This is a genomic window from Deltaproteobacteria bacterium, assembly GCA_019308905.1.
In the GTDB taxonomy this organism is placed as follows: Bacteria; Desulfobacterota; BSN033; order WVXP01; family WVXP01; genus JAFDHF01.
In genome coordinates, this window is the sequence record JAFDHF010000005.1 from 70,182 (window position 1) to 91,627 (window position 21,446).

General features: G+C 57.5%; 19 protein-coding genes. 4 read left to right on the plus strand and 15 right to left on the minus strand.

The window, feature by feature from the left end; genetic code table 11:
* Positions 1 to 197: 197 nt before the first annotated feature.
* From JRJ26_03685 to JRJ26_03695, 3 genes are all read left to right on the plus strand, one after another.
* Positions 198 to 644 (plus strand): Hsp20/alpha crystallin family protein, encoded by a 447-nt coding sequence (locus JRJ26_03685; protein MBW2056579.1) that lies wholly within the window; start codon positions 198 to 200, stop codon positions 642 to 644.
* 26 nt (positions 645 to 670) lie between these two features.
* Positions 671 to 1,078: an Hsp20/alpha crystallin family protein gene (locus JRJ26_03690; GenBank protein MBW2056580.1), complete on the plus strand. Its 408-nt coding sequence runs from the start codon at positions 671 to 673 to the stop codon at positions 1,076 to 1,078.
* 87 nt (positions 1,079 to 1,165) lie between these two features.
* Positions 1,166 to 1,840, plus strand: a complete 675-nt coding sequence (locus JRJ26_03695) for a J domain-containing protein (protein MBW2056581.1) — start codon at positions 1,166 to 1,168, stop codon at positions 1,838 to 1,840.
* Here the strand turns inward: JRJ26_03695 and JRJ26_03700 are convergent.
* Positions 1,837 to 3,225, minus strand: a complete 1,389-nt coding sequence (locus JRJ26_03700; GenBank protein MBW2056582.1) for an aspartate aminotransferase family protein — start codon at positions 3,223 to 3,225, stop codon at positions 1,837 to 1,839. The genes JRJ26_03695 and JRJ26_03700 overlap by 4 nt on opposite strands.
* Before the next feature lie 655 nt (positions 3,226 to 3,880).
* Here JRJ26_03700 and JRJ26_03705 point away from each other — a divergent pair.
* Positions 3,881 to 5,083, plus strand: coding sequence for an MFS transporter (locus JRJ26_03705; protein MBW2056583.1), 1,203 nt, complete (start codon positions 3,881 to 3,883; stop codon positions 5,081 to 5,083).
* Here the strand turns inward: JRJ26_03705 and JRJ26_03710 are convergent.
* From JRJ26_03710 to JRJ26_03775, 14 genes are all read right to left on the minus strand, one after another.
* Positions 5,010 to 5,921, minus strand: a complete 912-nt coding sequence (locus JRJ26_03710; GenBank protein MBW2056584.1) for a 4-deoxy-4-formamido-L-arabinose-phosphoundecaprenol deformylase — start codon at positions 5,919 to 5,921, stop codon at positions 5,010 to 5,012. The two genes, JRJ26_03705 and JRJ26_03710, sit on opposite strands and share 74 nt — an antisense overlap.
* Positions 5,891 to 6,997 (minus strand): bifunctional UDP-4-keto-pentose/UDP-xylose synthase, encoded by a 1,107-nt coding sequence (locus tag JRJ26_03715; GenBank protein ID MBW2056585.1) that lies wholly within the window; start codon positions 6,995 to 6,997, stop codon positions 5,891 to 5,893. Before JRJ26_03715 ends, JRJ26_03710 begins: the two co-directional genes overlap by 31 nt.
* Positions 6,994 to 7,929: a formyltransferase gene (locus tag JRJ26_03720; protein ID MBW2056586.1), complete on the minus strand. Its 936-nt coding sequence runs from the start codon at positions 7,927 to 7,929 to the stop codon at positions 6,994 to 6,996. The genes JRJ26_03715 and JRJ26_03720 overlap by 4 nt, the downstream gene beginning before the upstream one ends.
* Entirely contained in the window at positions 7,926 to 8,891 is a 966-nt protein-coding gene (locus JRJ26_03725; GenBank protein ID MBW2056587.1) for a glycosyltransferase, read from the minus strand. The genes JRJ26_03720 and JRJ26_03725 overlap by 4 nt, the downstream gene beginning before the upstream one ends.
* A gap of 113 nt (positions 8,892 to 9,004) precedes the next feature.
* A complete protein-coding gene (locus JRJ26_03730; protein ID MBW2056588.1) occupies positions 9,005 to 10,201 on the minus strand; it encodes a DegT/DnrJ/EryC1/StrS family aminotransferase in 1,197 nt (398 codons plus the stop codon).
* Positions 10,202 to 10,321: 120 nt separating this feature from the next.
* Entirely contained in the window at positions 10,322 to 11,560 is a 1,239-nt protein-coding gene (locus tag JRJ26_03735; protein MBW2056589.1) for a DegT/DnrJ/EryC1/StrS family aminotransferase, read from the minus strand.
* A 10-nt stretch (positions 11,561 to 11,570) separates the two neighbouring features.
* Entirely contained in the window at positions 11,571 to 12,998 is a 1,428-nt protein-coding gene (locus JRJ26_03740) for a radical SAM protein (protein ID MBW2056590.1), read from the minus strand.
* Between the two features lie 14 nt (positions 12,999 to 13,012).
* Positions 13,013 to 13,999, minus strand: coding sequence for a flippase-like domain-containing protein (locus JRJ26_03745; GenBank protein MBW2056591.1), 987 nt, complete (start codon positions 13,997 to 13,999; stop codon positions 13,013 to 13,015).
* Positions 14,000 to 14,059: 60 nt separating this feature from the next.
* On the minus strand, positions 14,060 to 15,736 hold the full coding sequence (locus JRJ26_03750) for a glycosyltransferase family 39 protein (GenBank protein ID MBW2056592.1): 1,677 nt from the start codon (positions 15,734 to 15,736) through the stop codon (positions 14,060 to 14,062).
* Between the two features lie 12 nt (positions 15,737 to 15,748).
* Positions 15,749 to 16,480, minus strand: a complete 732-nt coding sequence (locus JRJ26_03755; protein ID MBW2056593.1) for a polyprenol monophosphomannose synthase — start codon at positions 16,478 to 16,480, stop codon at positions 15,749 to 15,751.
* Entirely contained in the window at positions 16,431 to 17,681 is a 1,251-nt protein-coding gene (locus tag JRJ26_03760) for a glycosyltransferase family 9 protein (protein MBW2056594.1), read from the minus strand. The genes JRJ26_03755 and JRJ26_03760 overlap by 50 nt, the downstream gene beginning before the upstream one ends.
* Positions 17,682 to 18,019: 338 nt before the next feature.
* Positions 18,020 to 19,363, minus strand: coding sequence for a phosphatase PAP2 family protein (locus JRJ26_03765; protein MBW2056595.1), 1,344 nt, complete (start codon positions 19,361 to 19,363; stop codon positions 18,020 to 18,022).
* A gap of 46 nt (positions 19,364 to 19,409) precedes the next feature.
* Positions 19,410 to 20,090: a DedA family protein gene (locus JRJ26_03770; protein MBW2056596.1), complete on the minus strand. Its 681-nt coding sequence runs from the start codon at positions 20,088 to 20,090 to the stop codon at positions 19,410 to 19,412.
* A gap of 111 nt (positions 20,091 to 20,201) precedes the next feature.
* Positions 20,202 to 21,392, minus strand: a complete 1,191-nt coding sequence (locus JRJ26_03775; protein MBW2056597.1) for a flippase-like domain-containing protein — start codon at positions 21,390 to 21,392, stop codon at positions 20,202 to 20,204.
* Positions 21,393 to 21,446: the final 54 nt, after the last annotated feature.

The following is a 21,446-nucleotide window of genomic DNA, read 5'->3' on the forward strand; positions in this document are numbered from 1 at the left end:
GAAGGGGAGGCAACACCCCCGGGCAATTGACGGTTTCCGATTGAGACCGGCCGTGCCCGCCCGGGGCGAAATGGGAGAAGGAAGGACGAGGCAGGGCATCGATTGGAGGCCGAGGCCTCTGCCTCAGGGCCTTGAAATCCGGGGAAAGGTGTTTACTAGAAGAATAGGCAGATCAAACCGGAAAGGAGGAGATGGAGATGGCGATTGTTCGGTGGCAGACCGAATCCAGTCCCTTCAGTGAACTCGAACGGCTTCGAGCGGAAGTTGAGCGGCTGTTCGACGATTTTGGAAGCGAAAGCGCGCCTTTTCTGAGCCGGGCATATCCGGCGGTAAACCTCAGCGAGGACGAGGAGAATTTCTACGTGAGAGCGGAACTTCCCGGTGTCAAGCCGGAGAATCTTGACGTGACCGTTGTGGAAGGTCGCCTCATGATCCGGGGTGAGCGGAAAGTCACCACCGAAGAGGAGGGTACGAGTTACCACCGGCAGGAGAGAGAAGGCGGAATCTTCAGGCGTGTCATGGCTCTCCCTGAGAAGGTGGATCCCGGCAGGGTCTCGGCGGGGCTGAGAAACGGTGTGTTGACCGTCACCCTTCCCAAGAGCCAGGAGGCCAAACCCCGGAGGATAACCGTCAGCGCGTCGTGATCGATTACCCCAAGGAGGATGTTGCCATGACGACAAAAAAGGAGATGGCAGTGAAGCAGAAGAAAGAGTTGGACAGGAAAGGAGGAGAGACCACCCGGCCCGGTCCGGTCTTCATACCGGCCGTTGATATTCTAGAGAATGAGAACGAAATCACCATCCTTGCCGATATGCCCGGTGTTGACGGCAAGAAGGTGGATATCGACTTGAGGGACAGTACCCTCACGATCTATGGCAGGATCGATCGTGTGGAAGGAGAAAAGGAGGTTTCCGTACATAGAGAATTCCAGTGGGGGGACTATCTCAGACAGTTCACCATCTCCGACGTGATCGATCAGGAGAAGATCACGGCCAAGATGGAGCAGGGGGTTCTCAGGCTGATCCTGCCAAAGGCTGAGAAGGCGAAACCTCAAAAGATACAGGTGACGACCAGTTGAGAGGGATCAGGGGGCTCCGGAACATGAGCCCCCTTTCCCAATGCCCTGGTGCCTGGGACAGATCCGGTTTCCCCTGGAAGGGTCGAGATGAAGAAGGACTACTATGAGATCCTCGGTGTAAGTCGGGAAGCGGATTTGGGGGAGATCAAGAAAGCATACAGAGCTGCTGCAAAGCGGTCTCATCCGGATGTCTCACACGAAAATGAGGAGAAGTTCAAGGAGATTCAACAGGCCTACGAAACCCTTTCCGACCCTGCAAAAAGGAAAGACTACAATCAGCAGCTGAGCCGTCAGGGTTCCTCGCCTGTCGGGCATTGGCATGACGTTCCCTTCGCGGGTTGGGCGCCGAGCATATTCGATTATGTAGAGCATCTCTTTTCGGGTTTGAATCCGCTCCTTGGCCGCTGGTGGGCGGATTCAGGGCCAAAAGAACGGGAGGGCCCGACCCTGGAGATAGTCCTTACCCCTGAGGAGGCGAGAAGAGGAGGAGAGATGGGGCTGGATATCCCGTGGCAAGGGCCGTGTGTGCGGTGCCATGGGAGTGGAAGAGTGGGAAGGTTGATCTGCGGGCGATGCCGGGGGCGGGGTATAGAGGAGTCGATCCGGAAAACCCGGCTCAGGATCCCCCCGCGAGTCCGTGATCGCTCTCGGGCAAAGGTTCGTATCGATTTCCCAGAAGGGGGAGGGATCGAGCTCGCAGTCCTCATCAGGGTCGGGGGCCGTCAGGAGGATGTGAATTCGAGGCAGGGACCAGCAGGCTAATAGAGCAGTTCCGGGCAACTCTTCTCGATCAGGGGCCTCAACTGATCCAGGGAGTCATCGAAAGCCTCCAGAGCACGGTGAATCTCTTTCCCTGTCATGGGAGACGAGATACAGAGCATGATCCTTGCTGGAGTGTAGATGCCCCTGTTCCTCAGAGCAAGGCAGAGGAGATCGTTTATGGGAAGAGTCGAGTCCCGGTCTGCCCGGGCTGTTCTCACGTCCGTCACGGGCCTGGTCGAAAGATGGAGGTTCATGAGAGAACCCACACCCGTGAGTTGCCCCTTGATCCCCTTTCTGTGCATGATCTCCTCGATGCCCGTTCTCAGGCGGTCTCCGGTCTGATTGATCCCGGAGATCAGGGACTCCTGCACTTCCTCCATGGCGGCGAGTCCCGCTGCCATGGTGAGGGCGTTCCCATTGAATGTTCCTGAGTGGTGGAGGGGGTTTTCCCTCTTTGGAGAGAAGATATCCATGATATCCTCCCTACCGCCGAAAGCCCCGATGGGCAGGCCTCCGCCGATGATCTTTCCGAAGGTCGTGAGGTCCGGCCGGACTCCATAGAGTTGCTGTGCACCCCCGGTGGCGAGCCGGAAGGAGATGATCTCGTCGAAGATCAAGATGATTTCATACTGGTCGGTGATCTCTCTAAGAAACTCGAGAAAAGACCTTTGGGCGGGTATCATCCCTGCTGCCCCCATTACCGGTTCTATGATGACCGCTGCGATCTCTTCCCTGTTTCCCCGGATAATTCTCTCCGTGGCTTCGATGTTGTTGAAAGGTGCGATCAGTACATCTTGCAAAACCCCGGGGGAGATACCTCCCGTGTCGGGGAGGGGGACGGGAGCGTCTGCGGGACCGGCCTGGGAGAGATCCGGGGAGACACTGATCTCCATCTGTTCGGTGGTACCATGGAAGCCCCCTTCCATTTTGACCACCTTGTTTCTCCCGGTAATGGACCGGGCTGCCCGAAGGGCGAACATGACCGCCTCGGTCCCCGTATTGCAGAATCTTATTCTATCCACGGAGTCGACACGCTCACACAGGCACTGGGCCAATTCATATTGGCTCTGCGAAGGAGCCCCGAGGATTACGCCTTTCTCCATCTGTTTCGAAATGGCATTATTCACCCGAGGGTGGGCATGCCCTAGGATGAGTACCGTGAAGTTGTTCATGAAATCGATGTATTCGTTCCCGTCCACATCGGCGAGGAAGCACCCCCTGCCCATCTCCATATAGATAGGGTAGGGCCGGGTGTCTGTGGTAGACCGAGTGCTTCCCCCGGGCAGGTACAGACAGGCTGTCTCGTCGAGTATTCGCGATTTCTCTGTTCGAGAAAGATACTCCCTCTCTATCTCAGTCTCTCCGGTGAGCACTGGCTTCCCCATTTTTCTCCCCCTCTTCACTGGTTGATTGAGCAGGCCGTTCGTGAGAACCGGAGAAGAACTCCCATATTCTTCTCCCCCTCTCCTGCCACAAAGGCGGCTTGACCGGCAGGATCAGCCGGATCGGATTCTAAAGGAAAGAGGCTTCCTTTTCAAGGGCCGTGCGGGCCGAGCTATTTGCGCTGTAGCCTTCCGGCGTAACCTCGTGCTCCAGACCAACGGCCGCATCCGGTCGGACCGGCCGATCTCGACACTGCCAAGGGCCATCGATGACATCACCACAAGGCCCTTGTCTTGACCGGGCCGGTGGTTCCTGGTAGCCTAGCTAGTCGTCACCGAGAAGCGTCCCCGTGAAGATCGCCTGGATTGGGGAATCCGGTGGTCTTCGCCGGGAGAGCCCCTGCTGGGAGGCAAAGCCCGCTGCAGTGGTGCGGGGGACCGTGGGAGGAACGGGGTCTCTTGCCCGGCGGGGCTCTCACCATTCAAGGCGAGCGTCGGAGGGGCTGAACCGTGATGATCGCCCGGAGACAGAGAGCCGACCGGTTCCGGTATGGGCTCGGGGGAGTTCCCTGGTTCTGGGAATGTTTCTTCGACCCTTCAAGGATGCCGGCAGGCGGTATGGAGCCGGGCAAAGCCCCGTGGCGCTCGAGACACTCCCATGATAAAGAAGGCCTTTCCCGTTCTGGCTCTTTCCGTCTTCTCCTCCATGCTGGGAGCGGGGATCATCGCTCCTCTGCTGCCCCTTTACGCCGAGAACCTGGGAGCATCCGGCATCTGGATAGGGATAATCTTTTCGAGCTTCTCCATCACCCGCGCGATATTCATGCCCCTTTTCGGCTGGCTTTCCGATCGCAACGGCCGGAAGTTCTTCATCTGTATGGGCCTTCTCTCGTATTCGGTCGTCTCCCTCGGATACATATGGGCCGACGGTGTTGTGCGGCTGACCCTGGTCCGCCTCCTCCATGGGACCGCGGGCGGCATGATATTCCCCATAGCCCAGGCCTATGTGGGAGACATCTCCCCCGTGGATGAAGAGGGGAGGTGGATGGGCTATTTCAACGCCGCCTTCCTGCTGGGATTCGGGTTCGGCCCTCTTATGGGAGGGGCCGTGACGGAGCACTTCGGCATGAATGTCGCCTTCTCCGCCATGGGAGGGCTTAACCTGCTCGCCTTTCTGATAGCCGCCTTGTTTCTCCCAGACAGCAAGAGAGGAAAAATGAGGGCAGGTCATGTTTCCTCTTTCAGGCAGATGAGCACCAGCGGCACGAGTAGGGGGCTGTTCTGTTACCGGTTGGCCTTTGCCCTGGGAAGAGGAACCTTCACCGCCTTCCTGCCGATCTTTGCGGGCCTCTCCGTGGGTTTGAGCCCGGGTCTCATCGGAACGGTCCTGGGGGTCAACATTCTGCTCATGTCTCTGTTCCAGGTCTGTGCAGGCAGGATCGCCGACAGGTTGAGCAGGAGACTCCTCGTCGTTATCGGAGGCCTTATCCTGGTTCCCTTCCTGGCGTTTATCCCCTCGACTCGGAGTTTCTGGCAGCTGCTGGGGCTCTGTGCCCTGGGGGGGCTCGGGGGTGCCGTTTCCCTGTCGGCTGCCTCGGCCCTGATGGTTGAGGAGGGCAGGAGATTCGGTATGGGTTCGGCTGCGGCCATGTTCACGGTGGCCATGAGCATCGGCATGGCCATCGGGCCGATTCTTTCGGGCCTGATCGTTGATTTGTCTGGGGTCGAATGGGCCTTCTACCTTGCCACCATCCTGACATTTGCGGGGACGGTCCTGTTTGCCTGGTTCAGCCGGAATCACCCACAGGAACCGCAACGCGTCCGCTCCGTCCCGGAAGTTGACGGTAGGCGATCTCCCTGACCGGCAGATCCTTTTTCTTTGCAAGGCTGCAGACCCGGTCAAGAGGCAGGAAGCTGAAGCCCCGGCCCAGGGCCACCTCCAACAATCGGGAAAAGGCGTCGGTGTAGAGTCTTCCTTCCACTTCGGCATGAATGGCCAACACGTTTGGCTCTCTCTCTTTCAACCTGGCGATTTGGTAGGCTACAAGGCCGGCCCGGCTCATGCCGTTGAGGCCGATGATTTCTTCTATGCACGGTTGGTTTGAGGGGATCTGGAGAGTCTTGAAGACCCTCTTCCCTATACGGGGATAGAAGGGGCCTTCTCCACGGGTGTCGCTCGAGTAGTCCAGGCCGAGGCTCTCCTGGACTTCGAGGCTGTCCCGGGTGCAATACCATGCCGGAGCGGCGGTGGCCTTTGGATCCCGCCCCAGGATTTCCCTGTATGCACGGAAGGATTTGTCGAACTCCTGTCCAATCTCCTGTCTCGAGAGCTGGTCGAGGTGGTCCTGCCATCTCCGGTGATCCCAGGCATGGACCCCTATCTCGTGTCCTTCCCGGTCGATCTGCCTTACCGTCTCGGGGAAGGCAAGGGCGATATGGGGAGCCGGCAGGAGGGTCCCATAGAAAAGGGTCCTCAGCCCGTAAAGACGGGGAGCCCTCGTGCGGATCATCTTTGAGAGGAAACCCCGTCTTCGCAGGAGATTCCAAACCGCCTTTCCCGAGTTGTCAGGACCAAAGGAGAGGAAGAAAGTGGCCTGAATTCCGAAATCCCTCAGAATGGCCAACAGGGTGGGCACTCCGAGCTTCATGCCCTGATGGGTGTCCACGTCTATTTTGAGGGCGATGACACGCTCTTCCATGGGCTTACACTCTCGGGTGACTTCCCCGGTTCCTGAGCGGGTAGTTCCAGACCGTTGGCCTTGCTCTCCTGGATGAAGAATTCCAGGGTCTTCTTCAGGGCATCGTCCAGACCGGTCTTGGGTTCCCAGCCAAGGAGCTTGCGTGCCTTATCGATGTTGGGTTTCCGCAGAAGAATGTCCTGGTACCCCTTGCCGTAGTATTCGGATGAGGGGACCTCTATGATCTCCGATACACCGGACCGCCCGGCCCCCTCCGGGTGCTCCACGAAGAGCTTCCTCAATTTTAGGGCGAGTTCCTTGATGCTGCATTCGTTGTCCGGATTGCCGATGTTGAATATCTCGCCCCGGCATATGCCTTGACGGTTCTCTATGATTTTCATCAGACAGTCGATCCCGTCCTCTACGTAGGTGAAACAGCGCCGCTGTTCCCCCCCGTCGACCAGCCTGATCGGCTGGCCCTGGACGAGGTCGATGATGAACTGGGTCACCACACGGGAGCTGCCCTCCTTGGCTGCATAGATGTCATCAAGGCGGGGGCCGATCCAGTTGAAAGGGCGGATCAACGTGAAATCGAGCTGCCCTGCAGCCCCGTAAGCCCATATCACACGGTCGAGGAGTTGCTTCGAACAGGCGTAGATCCAGCGCTGCTTGCAGATGGGTCCCATGACCAGATGGGTCGTGTCCTCTGAGAAATCGGAATCCCGGCTCATGCCGTAGACCTCCGAGGTGGAGGGAAAGACGATGCGCTTTCGGTATTTGACACAGAGCCTGACGATCCTCAGATTCTCCTCGAAATCGAGTTCAAAGACCTCGAGGGGACGCCTCACATAGGACATGGGCGTGGCGATCGCCACCAGGGGAAGAACGATGTCGCACTTCTTGACGTGATACTCGACCCATTCCTTGTGGATCGAGATATCCCCCTCTATGAAGTGGAACCTCGAATGGCCCATGGAGTGGGCCAGCTTCGAGTCGGAGAGATCCATCCCGTAGATCTCCCAGTCGGTCTCCGCCAGGATTCTCCTCACCAGGCTGTTGCCTATGAAGCCATTCACACCGAGAATCAGTATTTTCATGAGACTGTCTCCTCAAGGTCGAATCGGTCCGCCCCGCCGAAGGCCTCCCTCAGATCATCAAAGCCGCCGAGTTCAGGGCCACCTTCGAGCTGGCATTCAATGACTCTTATCGCTCCGTCGCCGGTTGCAACCAGAAGGCCCTCCTCGGTAGCCAGGATACTGCCCGGAGGTGCCGCTTCCCTCACATCGACAGGCCTGGCTTTCCAGATGAAGACCTTCCTTCCTCCAAGAAAGGTGAAGGCTCCCGGGTAAGGGCGAGTCACGGCCCTGACGAGGTTGTGAATCTCCATGCTGGTTCTGGTCCAGTCGATCAGCCCGTCCTCGGGGCGCCTTCCCCCGAAATACGATCCTTCAGAGGGGTTCTGGGGGATCCTCGGATTGGTTCCGGCCAGGATCCGGGGAAGTGCGTCTTCCAACAGGCGGGCAGCGGCTCTCTCCATCTTGTGATGGAGGGTGAGGGCGGTATCCTCGAAGTCGATACCGACCCGTGCTTGGGCGATTATGTCTCCCGCATCCGGGCGCTCCACCATGTAGTGGAGGGTGACACCTGTCTCCTTTTCCCCTTTCACAAGAACCCAGTTGACCGGGCACCTTCCACGATACCGGGGCAGGTATGAACCATGGAGATTGATCGCCCCCTTGGCAGGGATCTCCAGGATCTGTCTTGAGAGCATCTGGCGGAAATAGAAGGAGAAAATCAGATCCGGCCGGAGGCTCTTCAGCAGATCGACCCAGTGAGGGTCGTTGATGTTGCCGGGAAAGTGACAGGAGAGTCCGTGGGCCCGTGCAAGATCTGCCACCGAATCGAACCAGATGTTCTCTCCCGGATCGTCCCTGTGGGTGAAGACCCCTACCACGTCCTGCTTCTTTCGGATCAAGACTTCCAGGCACCGGCATCCGATGTTGTGGTAAGCCAGAACCGCGATTTTCACTGGGCTCTTCCCCTGTGGCCATAGACCTCCTTGATGACGAATCTCGGCCGGTGTCTCACCTCTCCATAGATACGCCCGACATACTCGCCCAGGAGGCCGAAGGCGAGAAACTGGGCCCCCACAAAGAAAAAGAGAATAGCAAAGAGGGTGAACGTCCCCCCTACAGCCCATTCGCTCCCTTTGATGAGCCTCATAATCAGCAGGAAAAGGCCGAAGCCCATACCGGCGGCGCAGATCCCTGTTCCGAGGACCATGAGCATCCTCAAGGGCCAGAGAGAGAAACTGGTGAGGAGGTCGAACTCCAGAGCGATCAGGCGGGTGAGGCTGTACTTTGACGTCCCGCCATGTCTCGACTCATGCCTCACTTCTATCTCCGCGGTCCTAGCCGCATAGGTTGTAGCCAGTGCCGGTATGAAGGTCGAGAGCTCCCTGGAAGCACACATACTCTCCACCACGCTGCGGCTGTATGCCCGTAGCATGCATCCATAGTCCTTCAGATCGACCCCTGTTATCCGAGCGGTGATCCGGTTGATCAGACGGGAGACAACCCTTCTGAAGAGGGAGTCCTGGCGGTTCTCCCGGACCGTGGCCACCGCGTCGTAACCCTCTTCCATCTTGGAGACCAGTTTTGGGATCTCCTCCGGGGGATTCTGGAGGTCGGCATCGAGGGTGATGACGATCTTTCCGGAGGAGTGCTCGAAACCCGCGAACACGGCGGCGTGCTGCCCGTAGTTTCGGTTAAAGGCGATGACCGTGATCTCCCTCATCTTCTCCCGGGCCTTTTTCAGGAGTTCGAGAGAAGCGTCACTGCTCCCGTCATCCACGAAGATGATCTCAAAGGGTTTGCCCAACCCCCTCAGAACCGTTGAGAGCCGATCCACGAGATTCTCGATGTTCTCCTCCTCGTTGAAGACGGGGATGACCACCGAAAGATACGGAGCCCTCTTCCGTGCGGCTGTCATAGAAGACCTCGGTCTGGTTCCTTCCGTGTCAAGGACTTTACCGGCCAACCTGTTTCCTCAACCTCCGTCCGGCAGCAGCGCGGCTTGCGGCCTTTGCCTATGCGTGCCGCTGTTCACGGTCCTCCAGGAGCACCGGGTCGATCTCGCCGTCCATAGGTCCGGACGACATCCTGAATGGCGGAAACCACGTCCCTCACGTCTTCCTCGGTCATGTCGGGGAACAGGGGCAGGGACATGATCCTCTCTGAGGCGTCTTCGGCAACCGGGAAGCTTCCCCGGCCGTATCCGAGGGTTCTCTTGTAGTAGTCGTGGAGGTGGACCGCCTTGAAATGGAAGCCGGTGCCGATGTTTCTTGCCTTCAGTTCCTCCATGAACCTGTCTCGATCGATGGTCAGCCTCTCGGTCCTCAACCTGACCACGTAGAGGTGCCACCCGTGCCGGTGGTCATACGAGGGCCTTCCGGGCAGATCGACCACCTCTACAGAGGCGAGCAGACGATCATAGAGGGCTGCCAGCTCTCGTCGCCGCTGGTTGAAGGTATCGAGTTTGGCTAACTGGTGGATACCCAGAGATGCCTGGAGATCGGTCATGTTGTACTTGTAGCCCGGCATCAATACGTCGTAGTGAGAAACACCACTGCGGCGATACCGTTGCCATGCCTCCCCGCCGAGACCGTGAAACTTCAGGATGCGGACCTTCTCGGCCAGGTCGTCGTCGTCTGTGACAAACATCCCGCCTTCGGCTGTGGTGATGTTCTTTATGGGGTGGAAACTGAACACCCCTCCGTCTCCAATGGCACCTATATGGCGGCCCTTGTAACGGGTCCCAAGGCCGTGGGCCGCGTCCTCGAGGACCTTGACGTTGTGTTTCTCCGCCACTTCCAGGACTGCATCCATATCGGCCGGGGCTCCGGCAAAATGGACGGGGAGAATCAGGGCCGTCCTGTCGGTGATCCGCTCCTCGAGCCTCCGGGTGTCCATCATGAGGGTCTCGGGTTCCACATCGACGAGAACCGGGAGGGCTCCGAGAAGGACTATCTGGTTGACAGTAGCGGCGAATGTCATGGGGGAGGTGATCACCTCATCCCCCGGACCGATTCCCATGGCCATCAAACCGATGTGGAGCCCCCCTGTTGCAGAGGCAAGGGCCACGGCGTGTTTGCAGCCCACATAGGCCCTGAAGGCCTCCTCGAATCTCCGGGCCTTGAGGCCGGTCGTGATCCAGCCCGATTTGAGGGTATCGATCACCTCTTCTATTTCTTCAGGGCCGATTGAAGGTCTTGAGAAGGGTAGGAATCCTCGGTCTCTCATCGTGGCTGCTCCGAAGGAGGGGCACGAAACCTCCCGGCAAAGAGAGAGCATGTCCCGCTCGGCAGACTTTCGTTCCGGGAAGCCTTGCCACCTCCAGCCGTGGGTATGTGTTTTGCCGGGCTACCCACTCGCCTCTTTTATCGATCTGGCCATATAAAGAATATCCTCCTCGCGCAGGTCGGGGTTGTTGGGAATCTCCATGATTCTTTCCGGTAAGGCCCGGGCCACGGGAAGATCCACCTGGTAGTGGCTGAAAGCCGGGAGGCTTGAGCAATCGGACATATCATCAGGGGCCGTGTCCACACCTCTGCGGAGAAGCTTTCTGCGCAACGACTCCCTGTCAGGGACCTCGATCCTGTAATAGAGAAAGGTATGGGTTCTGCCCCGGGGGATTCGGGGGATCTTGATCCTGGGTCGTCCCTTCAACTCCCTGTTGTAGAGACGGGCGTTCTCGTTGAGCTTCGAATTGATCGATTCGATTCGTTTGAGTTGCCGGAGACCGACGGCTCCCTGGAGGTTGGTCAGCCGCGTCTGATACTTCCCGTGGACCTCCGATGGAGAAACGGTCTCCTGCCCGGGTTTCCTGTCGAAGGCCGACAGCCCTGCGGCGTCCAGGATCCGCATGATCGGATAGATGAAGAGGGGGAATATCCTGGGGCGGGTGCAGAAGTAGTTGACGGAAGTGACCATGACCTCCTTCCAGAGGCTCTTGTGCCTGCTCCGGCCGGGAGGCCGGACCAGTTCGGCAAGGCGGCGGTAAAGGGCGGGATCGTTTGTAGTGATCATGCCCCCTCCAAAACACGGCATGTTTTTCGCCATGGCGAAGGTAAAGACCCCCAGGTCACCGAAGGAGCCCACCTTCTTGCCCTTGTAAGTGGCTCCACAGGCATGGGCGCAGTCCTCGATGACTTTCAATCCCCTCCTGCCCGCTATATCCAGGATCGGGTCGAGATCGCATGGCTGACCGTACATGTGGGTGGCGAGAATGGCCCTTGTCTTTTCGCCGATATTCTTCTCGATCAGGGAGACATCCAGGTTGTATGTGGCAGGGGACACGTCGATGAAAACCGGCTTGAGGCCGCACGCCCTGATCACCAGCGGGACTATGTGAAAGGTGTAAGCCGGCATGATGACCTCATCCCCCTCACGCAACTCCAGGGCTCTGATGGCCAGGTAGATGGCCGCCCTGCCCGAGGAGGACCCGATGGCATGGCGGGTGCCGATAAAATCCGCGAAGTCCTGCTCGAATCTTTCCACGTGAGGACCCCTCAGGACTTTTGCCTGAGCGAGTACCTTGGCTACGGCCCAGTAGCACCCCCACGAGAGGTTGACGCTGTGCCTTGGATAGGCTTTCCACATGGTCGAGCTCCTAGAGAATGCCGGTCACCTTGGACAGCTGCCGGAAGACCTTCGGATTCTGGATGTAGAAGATCCCGTAGTGATAGATATGCTTGAGGACGAAGGAGGGTCTGAGAAAAAACCTCTTGTAAAAGAGGCTCCTCAACTCCCACAACTCCTCTTGGCTCAGGCGGCTCAGGTTGACCAGGGGAAGGTTGTAGTGATGCATCTTCGATATCTCGTCCCGGGGGAGGCGGTCCTTGTACTCGTCGTAGGCGGGTGATCCCGGGTAGAGGGTGAAGAAGTGGACCTGGATCAGGTCCGGGTCGAGAGCCAGGGTAAGGCGAATCGTGGCCTCCACCTCTTGTCGTGTCTCCCCAGGGCTGCCGATGATGACCAGAGCGTTGGTGGCGATCCCCAGCCGTCTGGCCTCGGCAAAGACCGCCTTGCACGTCTCCTCCCAGTTCTTTCCCCGGGGGTTCTTGCGAAAGAGTTTGAGAACCCGCTCGGAACCCGTCTCCACACCGAGCCTGAGAAGTATGCACCCCGCTTCTTTCATCTCCTTCATGAGGGGCGGATCGAGCTCGTCGATCCTCGCATGGCTGATCCAGTTTATCTTGAGCTTCCGCTTTCTTATCTCGCGGCAGAGGGAAAGGACATGCTCTCTTCTTGCCGTCAGGTCGTCGTCTTCAAAGGAGATGACATTGATGCCGAGGCTCATGAGATGCTCGATCTCGTCGGCCACGTTCTCGGCACTCCTGGTTCTGACCTTTGCCCCGTAAGTCTTCCTCATTATGGGCGAACAGAAATAACAGCCGTAGGGACAGCCCCGGCTGCTGAGAACGAACCCCCACCGAGCCTTCTTCTTCATCCTCAGGGGATACGAACTGAAGCAGTAGCTGTCGATTTCGCTTCTATCGTAAGTGGGAAAGGGGAGGCCGTCTGCATCGTTCACGGAGAAGGGCTTGAGACCGTTTGAAGAGGATCGATAGAGGGCCCTCACCTTCTCCGGCCCCCGTGAATTGAGTCTGTTTACAAGGGAGAGCACCTCGACCTCGGATTCTCCGGGCAGGGCCACATCGAAAGGGGAGGTGGCGGACAGGAAGCTCTCAAGATTCAATCCGACCTCCTGGCCGACGGCCACGAGGAAGCAGCCGTCCTCTTTCTTGATCTCTGTGCCGAATTCAAAAGCCGCCTGGCTGTCCACGGGGTTTGCCATGAGGATCGAAACGTCGGGGGACCAGGCCTTCACCTTTCCGACAAGATCTTCTCCCGCCTCGGAGGGAAGCCAAGAGTCGATCAACTTGACCTCGTAGCCGCCGTCCCTCCTGAGCAATGCCTCCATGTACTTCAGGGGCAGGGGTGGATAGACGTGGTGGGGGTGTTTCACCTTTCCGATGAGGGGGGAGTGCATTCTCATGAGGAGGATTCTTTGGTACTTCTTCCGTGTCTGAGCCATAGATACGGACCTCTCTACGAAGGTGCCAGGCTTTTTGTGGAGGAGGAGACGCCTTCCTCCTCGAAATGCCATATCTTGAGATTGACGGCCCTGCTGAAAAGAGCGAGAACCATGCCCAACACGATCTGGCTCCAGTGGGCGATCAGTCTGTCCCAGATAATGAGAGGATAGGCAGCAGAGGATGCGACTCCCACCAGAGCCAGGAGTTCGAGCATACCAAACTCGACGGCTCCGAGCCCAGAGGGCGTAAAGGGGATAGCCGTCAAGAAGACCGTGCAGAAAGTAACGAATAGCACAGAGACGACATCGATTTCAACCGCCATGGACTTGCAGACAAAAAAGAACCGCCCGGCTTCCAGGAGCCAGATCAGGCATGTGGTGACAAGCAGAGAGGGCACGATCTTTCCGTTCAGCTTGAGACCTCGGCGAAAAGAGTCGATCAGGCCCTTGAGCCTTTCCGATCTGAAGCGCAGAGGCAGCCACCGATGGTAGTGGAAGAAGAGCCCCATCAGGGCCAGGAGGGCCAGGAGAGAGGGAACGGCCACCTTGATGGCCAGGAGGAGTTCAGGAGGAATCCGGCTCCCAAAGAGAAAGACCGCTGCCGTTACCGCGAAAGCCATGACCACGGAGAAGTCGAAGATCCGCCAGAGGAATATTGAACCCAGAGAGAAGGAGCGGCTCAGGGAGAAGTTGAGTTTCATGAGGTGAGCCCCGTACAGATCCCCGAGTTTGGCCGGCAGTACGCAATCGATGCTCTGAAAAAGGAAGATGATCTTCGCCAGATCGAGGGTAGTCCCCGAAAACCCGCCTTGCCGGATCATCGTGCGCCACCTGTAGCCCCGGAAAAGATAAGCCGTGTAATGAGAGAGAAAAGCAAGGACCAGAAACAGGGGGTTCACATTTGTCAGATGGTGGACCATATCGCTGAAAGTCGTACGGGAGAGAAAGAGATAGACCAGGAAGAGAGAGAAGAGGAGAGAGAGAACGGTCCTTTTTCTCAAGAGTTCTCTTTTCAGGGAAAACTTCCTGTTGTTCTGTTGCAAGGGACGGCCCCCGGAGGATCAGGTCGGTTTCCTGTTCGATATTATCAGCTTGTCGCCTTCCTGGTCGATAACATAAGGCATCTGCCCGAGTTTCTCAAGCTCATCGAGAGACTCCTTCTCGATGATACAGAAGACTCTCTTGGGTGAAGCCAAATAATCCATCAACTGTTGGGGAGTGTCAAGGACAAGGGCCTTTCGATCGGTATAGAACAGGGCCGAGTCCTTGAGTTTTTCGAAGAATACCAGTTTTTCGCCCGGCGGGACGAGCCGATCCAACTCTTGGGCCAGTCCCCTGGTGGACCGATAGGGGTTGACCGATGGGAGTATCGCCACCACGATGAAGAGGAAGGCAAGGGCCATGAGTCCTGCCGAGGTTCCGAAGAAGGCCCTGTAGCTTCTTGTGAACAGAAGAAACAGCGCCGCCCCGGCCCCTCCCAACAGCAAGAGAAGCAGAGCGTTGAGACGATCCAGGTCAACCCCGAAACCGGATTGCAACTCCCCAAAGGGGTGAATCTGAAAGTAGAATACGGCCCCGAGGAGGATCCCTACAAGGGGGAGGAAGGAGAGGAGGACTCCCCTGTGGAGTGCCGGTGTGGGGGTCTCGAGCAACTCCTGCCAGAGCATTCCCACAAGCAGGGAGGCGGCTGGAAACAGGGGCAGGATGTAAGTGGAGAGCTTGGAACTGGCAGTGGAGAAAAAGACAAAAACCACGGCAAACCAGAGGGTGACGAAAAGGGTTCCCTCGGGCATGTTTCTGAGGCCTTTCCGAAAAGAACGGACCAGCGCCAGGGGCAGGGCCCAGGACCACGGGAGAAACCCTCCCAAAAGAACCGGGAAGTAGTAGTAGAAGGGCTGGCTGTGGTGGGCCTCTGGCGAGAGAAAGCGCATCAGGTTCTGCTCGATGAAGAAGTAGTAGCCGTAGTCGCTGTTTTTCAGGCTGATCAGGACGTACCACGGGGCGGCGACGGCGAGAAATACGAGGACGCCCCAACCCATCTTCATCTCTCTGATAAAGGCCAGTCTCCTCTTGATGATCAGGAAGAGGCCGATGACGAGGGCTGGCAGCAGAAGGCCGAGGGGCCCCTTGGCCAAGACGGCGAAGCCGCACGAGACATAGAAGAGGAGGAGTAGGGCCGTCCTTTGCTTCTCGCTTGCAAAGGCCCGATAGAAAGAGACAAGGGCCAGTGTGACAAAGAAGGCCAAGGAGATGTCGTGGATCACATTTCTGGAGAGTATGATGAACTCGATGTTCGTGGCCAGAGCCACACCGCTCAGCAGTCCCAGGGTCGGGCCGCCGATTCTTCTCCCCAGGAGATAGGTGACCATAACGGATCCCAAACCGAGAAGGGCCGCAGGCAGGCGGGCTGCAAAGGCGGTGAAGCCGAAGACCAGAAAGGAGACAGCTGCAAGCCAATTGTACAGTATGGGCTTGTCGTAGAAGTTCTCCCCGTTGAGCTTCGGGGTGATCCAGTCTCCGGTCAGGACCATATCCTTGGATGTGGCGGCATGCATCCCCTCGTCTATATCCCACAGGGGCCGGCTTCCGAGGTTGAAGAAGAAGAGGGTGAGGCAGAGAAAGGTCAGAATCACGAGATGAGGAATCTCGGTCCGCCAGACTCTTTCCCGTCCCAAGGGAGGGAGAGGTGCCCTCTGCTCGGTATCTTCGGTCGGAATCGTTGTGAGGGTTTCGTGCATAGTGCCTCCGGTCTACTGGGGCTGTGAGTTTTGGAGTCTACCGAGGAGATGAAGCCACCTCAGCTTGAGAACCATGAAGAAGCCCTGGAGGAGCCTCGAGAGATTCAGGTTTGACTTGCCCGCCTGCCTTTCCGAAAAAACGATGGGCATCTCGGCGATGGAAAAACCGTGTAGATAGGCCTTGTAGAGCAACTCCTGGACGATAGAGGGGCCGGTGGAACGGACCGAATCGAGGTTTATGGCTTCCAGTACCTCTCTTCGGAAGCACCGATACCCCGAGTTGCAGTCCCTGATGGGCAGGCCGAGCACAGACCTGGCGTAAAGAGACGAGAGGTAGGTGATGGCTTTCCGGAGACGTGACCTTCGCAGGTCTCGGCCTTGAGGAACAGACCTCGACCCGATGACTAGGTCGAAGTCTCGGATCCTTTCGAGAAAGGCCGGAATGTATTTCGGGTCATGGGAGAAGTCTCCGTCCATCTCGATCACCACGTCGGCCTGTTGCTTGAGGGCGAATCGAAAGGCATCCACACCCGCGGCCCCTCTCCCCTTGTTTTCCCTCCGCCTCAGGAGAAAAACCCGGGGATCACTCTTTGAGATCTTCTCCACGATCTTCCAGGTTCCGTCAGGGGAGTCGTCGTCGGCCACAACGATTCCCATCCTCTGGTTCCGGCCGCGGATCTCTCTGATCAGCCTTTCAATGTTGCTGCTTTCGTTGAATGTCGGGATCGTCACAAAGGCTCTCATGAGATTCGGTTTCCAGAAAACCCAGCTGCTCTTGCACGGCTCGGTAGACCCTGTCTACGGGGATGCTCTCCATGCAGTTCGGGGACTTGTCACATTCCTGCCGGTAGCAGCAGAGGCAATCCATGGGAGCGGATATCTTCGTCCCCAGCCCGTAGAGATCGACCTCGGCTTCTGAGGTGGGGCCGAAAAGGGCTACCACTCTTCTCCGCAGGGCAAGGCCCACATGAAGGGCCAGACTGTCACCGGTGACCACCACATCGCACAGATTTACCAAGCCCGCGAACCTCATGGGAGGGTTGAAACAGCCCCCGTCAACCGCTTCTCCACCGAGTCGTGACAGGATCTGTCTGTTGATTTCTGCCTCTGCGGGGCCTCCCAGGATAAGAACCTGGGTACCCGGGTCGCGCAAGAGCCTCCTTGCCAGCTCGGCAAACCCGTCAATCGTCCAGCGCTTCAGAGGCCAGCGGCCTCCGCCTCCTGTATTGATACCCACGACCGGCCTGTCTGTCTCGATCCCCGTGGTCGAGCGAAACTCCTCCGCAAACCGGATTTCGTCGTCCGTCAGGCGGAGAATCGGGGGGATCCTCTCGTAAGGCAAGCCGGAGAGCCGGCAGAGGAGTTCTTCGTACGTCTTCTCGTTGCTCCGCTTCAAATCGTCCATCAGCCCCATGTGAAAGATCTCTTCTGCCTCTGGGTTGAAGGGGAAGACCGATCCTTTCGGCGACAGGCCGAATCCTTTCTTCTCCTTAGCCCTTACGACGGAGGCCAGGGCCGCACTCTCCCTGGCCGCCTCCGGGTTGATCACCAGGTCGAACGCCTCGACCTGGATCCTTGCCAGGCTGCCCGTTCCCAGGCCCATCAGACTGTCCACCATGGGATTGTCCTTGAGAAGATCAAGAGACTCATCTTCAGTCACCCATGTGATGTGAGGCCCCCTGTACTTTCTGTCCAGGGCCGGGAGAATCGAGGTTGTCCTGAGAACGTCTCCCATGGCCCCCAGCTTGATTACCAGGATTCGCATCTTGACGGGGCTGTAATGGTCACAGTCCCCGCACGTAACGCCTTCGGCCTTATGAAAAGTGCAGGGCCTGTCCCCGATGAAATACCGGCAGTCGGGCTTGACGGTTCTTCTTTCCGGACCTCTGGGGGCGTTGCGATTCATGGTCGAGATCAGCCACTCCGACGGCAACGGAACAGACATTCACGTCTGATCCTGAGCCCTGGTGGAAAAGCAATATGGATGCCACAGGCCGAACCAATACAGGTCGAACCCGGCCGGTTGTGCAACTTTTCTTGAATACCAACTTTTCCGGGTCCAGTCAATGATACCCGAGCCCCTGATCCACGATCTGGAATATATCAGCCCAACTCAGACTATTCGGCTGTTGTGTCATTCCTTTGCCGGGCCGAGCGATCGAAATAAAGGCGAGATTCTTCGTCGCCGTGCTCCTCAGAATGTGAAGCTGATTAGACAATGTTCGCTCCACGGTGATTGTCCAGTGACGGCCAAACCTCCAATGATCATAGCCCATGGATGTATCATAGGCCCCCCGAGATTGATCCGTCGTGAAGGGAAGCTGAAGATTTCTTCATCTCCATGATCAAGAGCACGCGCCCTGTCCGGGCGGGAACCCCTGCGTCCCCGCGAAAGACCTCACGGACCAGGAACCTGCCATTGAGAGTCTTTGACAGGATTTGCAGTGGGCGTGCGTAGTCACCCGTGTTTCGCGGCAGAGTGATCAAGCCGGCGATTCTGTCCGCGCTCTGGATCTCCACGGTTCCGACCCAGACCGGTCCTCTGCCGCCTCTCAGTTGCATGTCTGTGGGCCACAACCTGAGAGCGAGCCGCTTCTGTCCTTCGTCACGGAGGAGGAGCATGGTTTCGAGGCGTCCATCGTGAAGACGGGGCAGAGAGGGGAGGTTTCGCATCTCTACATCGGGAGAAAGGGCGGCGAGCAGGATCCTCATGTTGAGAGGAGGTGGGTGGTGCCACCCTTTTGAAATCAGGTATCTAGCCAGTGATTCAGGTCGGCCGGCGAACTGGATAGTGAGGGGTTCCTCCCTGGCTCCCCCAAGGTCGATGCGCCAGGCAGGCAGTTGCTGCCAGGCCCAGGTGAGCCAAGCCTTGGAATCGATCACTTTTACCAGACGGCGAGGAGCGTAGAAGGCAAGGTCGTGGCTGTGGCGGTCCGCCACGTGCCACAGACCCACGGTCGCAACGACTCCGATGACGGCGAGACCGAGAAGCCGGGCAGGAACAGCCTCGGGCCTCCCCTTGAGGTAGCCAATGCCCGCCAGGGCTGTCCAGGCCGAGGCAAAGAGAATTCCACCGAGGACATCTGAAAGCCAGTGAACCCCGAGATAGAGGCGGGAAAAGGCGAGGGCAAAAGAGATCAGGAAAGCGGCTGCAAAGAACCACCTGCGCATCATGCCCCGGAGACTCCTTGCGATCACTATGGCGAGAAAACCGTACAGAATGAGGCCCATGGCCGCGTGTCCGCTTGGAAAACCAAAGGCGGAAATGCCGTGGTAGACCGGGGTGGGTCTGGGCAGGTGGAGTGCCCATTTGAGGATTCGGACGGCACATGCTCCTCCTGCCAGGACGGCGGCCCAGTATCCCGCGGACCGCCGGCACCGGTTCAGGAGCAGCACGAGGAATACGGCCGCGGCAACCGAGCCACTGACCAGCCAATCGCCCAACTCCGTTATGGCTACAAATACGGAGTCTCCCCATGGATTCCTCAGGGACTGGAGGAAATGGTAGACGGCCTGGTCGGCCCGTACCAGAGGATCCTTCATGACCACGTCTTGGAGGACTCCGAGAAATCCCCATACGGAAAAGACGAGGACGGCGGCGAGAATGACCAGGAGAAATTCTTCCACCCTCCGGCGGAGAAAGAGAGAAGAGAGAAAGGACCTCGCAAGGAGCTTAACCCCGCGAGCGGGTGTATCGGATAGGGCCCAGTCCTGGAGGGCTTGAGTACACCTGGGACCGAAATGCTCCAAGAGGATGATCAATCTCCTGAAGCTCCACACGAATCCCCACACTCCGGCCACTACAACAAGGGCAAGCACGGCCAGCCTGGCACTGATCGCCCCGGCAAAGGCCAGAGATGTACCGAAAAAACACTCCGGGCATGGTGTAGGCAAAAGCCCAGCCGATCGCTGAAATGACATTGACCAGGGCGAACTTCAGGGGCGGCATATCGAGCATGCCGGCCACGATGGGGATCACAGGCCTCAGGGGGCCGACAAATCTGCCGAGGAAGGCGCTTTTTGCCCCGTATCTGCGGAAGAAGGACTCGCCCCCGGTCAGCATTCGAGGGTGGCGCCTGAAGGGCCAGAGGTTTCTCAACCGTTCGCGGTAGTGTCGGCCCAACCAATAGCTCGCTCCGTCGCCTCCCACCGCTCCGATGGCAGCGGCGATCAGCGTGGGTTTGAGCGAGAGGGCGCCCGTCGAGACGACAGCACCGACCCCGAACATGATCATGGTCCCGGGGACCAGAAGTCCGACAAATGCCAGGGACTCGGAAAAGGATACGAGGAGGATCACGAAATACGCGGCATGAGGGTTGTTTGTGATGATGGTCAAGAGGTCTTGCAAGTGCATGATCCATGACCTTCGAGGTAACACCGGTGACAGGTCAAGATGATTCTTATGGATATCGGGACGATCCTGTATTTGCTGGACAAGACCGTGACAAAAGGAAATGCCCTTGACTCATGGAAAGGGCCGAGCGGGCCGTCCAGGATGATGGCCGGATCGGATAGATTCCCGGTCAGTTTTTCGCTTCTGGTAGCCTTTCCTGATTTCCATATAGAAGATTAATCCCCCGACTATCATTCCTATGTAAACCGTAAGAAACCTCCAGGCAAAGGTCAGGGATACGATATCCGACTTCTTGACGAAGTGAGAGAAGAGAAGGGCATAGCCCCCCTCTGCCACACCGGTGGCCCCCGGTGTAGGCGCAAAATACATGATGAATGCAATTACCACCTGGAATGAAATGACAGAAAAGGGAGATATCTCGTAGTGGAGACCGGAGATGAGCACGACCGAGAACATAAAAAGAGCAAGGAGAAACAAAAGGGTGGACAGGACAGCCGCAAAGGCGTAGCTCCGTTCTCCGCTGAGAAAGATCTTTATGCTCCGGGAAAAGGCGTTGATTTCCCTGAAAATCCGGAAAGCCACCCTCTGAGATGTCTCGGGGGAAATCAGGTTGGCATTCCTAAGCCTGCCCAGGAAACCATAGAGAAAGCGCTTTATCATCTTGTTCTGCAATGTAATCATGTACAGGGCAAATAGATATATCATCGGGAGGAGGGATAAATAGGAAAACAGACTTCTTGCGGGGAGTATGGCCGCCAGATTTTTCTCCGTCAGGATGACCACGGGGGTGATGGTAAACAAGAAGATCATGGCGAGGATAGTCCTTATCGTCGTCGCTGCCGTGGCCGCTCCAACCGAAACCCCTGCCTTGTTCAGGAAATATATCTGCGCGAAACCTCCGCCCGTTGCAAAAGGGGTAATGTTTGAAATGAATATATTGATGAATACCAGCTTGATCAGGTATCTGAACGGAACTCGGGCATTCAAGGTTTTCAGGATATATGAGAAGCGGAGAGCATCGAAGAGGTGGTAGAAAAACAGAAGAACAATGACCCGGATGATTGTGCTGCGCGGGAATATGTCGAGTTTCAGGAAGTAGCTTCTGCCGGCCACGTGGTGGTAGACAAACACAAGCGACAGTATGGAGATAGAGGCAAATGCCAGGGCTAGAAGCACGTAACTCAGCAATCTGGTAGGGAATCTGCTCTTTTGAGGGTGACCCAGGGAACCGGTCGGTTTCTTACCCTGCCCCGCCAGGTAGGCTCTCTCGGTTTCCTGGGGGAGTGGGTCCGGAAATGTCATCTCTCCGCATCTCTCTATCGGTCGATGCCCGCCTGAGCAGATATATTCAGATCC

Excerpts from the sequence above, each read along its gene's own strand:
- JRJ26_03735 (MBW2056589.1), bottom strand. The coding sequence starts at position 11,560 with ATGTGGAAAGCCTATCCAAGGCACAGCGTCAACCTCTCGTGGGGGTGC.
- JRJ26_03710 (MBW2056584.1), bottom strand. The coding sequence starts at position 5,921 with ATGGAAGAGCGTGTCATCGCCCTCAAAATAGACGTGGACACCCATCAG.
- JRJ26_03760 (MBW2056594.1), bottom strand. The coding sequence starts at position 17,681 with ATGTCTGTTCCGTTGCCGTCGGAGTGGCTGATCTCGACCATGAATCGC.
- JRJ26_03740 (MBW2056590.1), bottom strand. The coding sequence starts at position 12,998 with ATGGCTCAGACACGGAAGAAGTACCAAAGAATCCTCCTCATGAGAATG.
- JRJ26_03700 (MBW2056582.1), bottom strand. The coding sequence starts at position 3,225 with ATGGGGAAGCCAGTGCTCACCGGAGAGACTGAGATAGAGAGGGAGTAT.
- JRJ26_03770 (MBW2056596.1), bottom strand. The coding sequence starts at position 20,090 with ATGCACTTGCAAGACCTCTTGACCATCATCACAAACAACCCTCATGCC.
- JRJ26_03750 (MBW2056592.1), bottom strand. The coding sequence starts at position 15,736 with ATGCACGAAACCCTCACAACGATTCCGACCGAAGATACCGAGCAGAGG.
- JRJ26_03705 (MBW2056583.1), top strand. The coding sequence starts at position 3,881 with ATGATAAAGAAGGCCTTTCCCGTTCTGGCTCTTTCCGTCTTCTCCTCC.
- JRJ26_03755 (MBW2056593.1), bottom strand. The coding sequence starts at position 16,480 with ATGAGAGCCTTTGTGACGATCCCGACATTCAACGAAAGCAGCAACATT.
- JRJ26_03695 (MBW2056581.1), top strand. The coding sequence starts at position 1,166 with ATGAAGAAGGACTACTATGAGATCCTCGGTGTAAGTCGGGAAGCGGAT.
- JRJ26_03725 (MBW2056587.1), bottom strand. The coding sequence starts at position 8,891 with ATGACAGCCGCACGGAAGAGGGCTCCGTATCTTTCGGTGGTCATCCCC.
- JRJ26_03775 (MBW2056597.1), bottom strand. The coding sequence starts at position 21,392 with ATGACATTTCCGGACCCACTCCCCCAGGAAACCGAGAGAGCCTACCTG.
- JRJ26_03690 (MBW2056580.1), top strand. The coding sequence starts at position 671 with ATGACGACAAAAAAGGAGATGGCAGTGAAGCAGAAGAAAGAGTTGGAC.
- JRJ26_03715 (MBW2056585.1), bottom strand. The coding sequence starts at position 6,997 with ATGAAAATACTGATTCTCGGTGTGAATGGCTTCATAGGCAACAGCCTG.
- JRJ26_03685 (MBW2056579.1), top strand. The coding sequence starts at position 198 with ATGGCGATTGTTCGGTGGCAGACCGAATCCAGTCCCTTCAGTGAACTC.
- JRJ26_03730 (MBW2056588.1), bottom strand. The coding sequence starts at position 10,201 with ATGAGAGACCGAGGATTCCTACCCTTCTCAAGACCTTCAATCGGCCCT.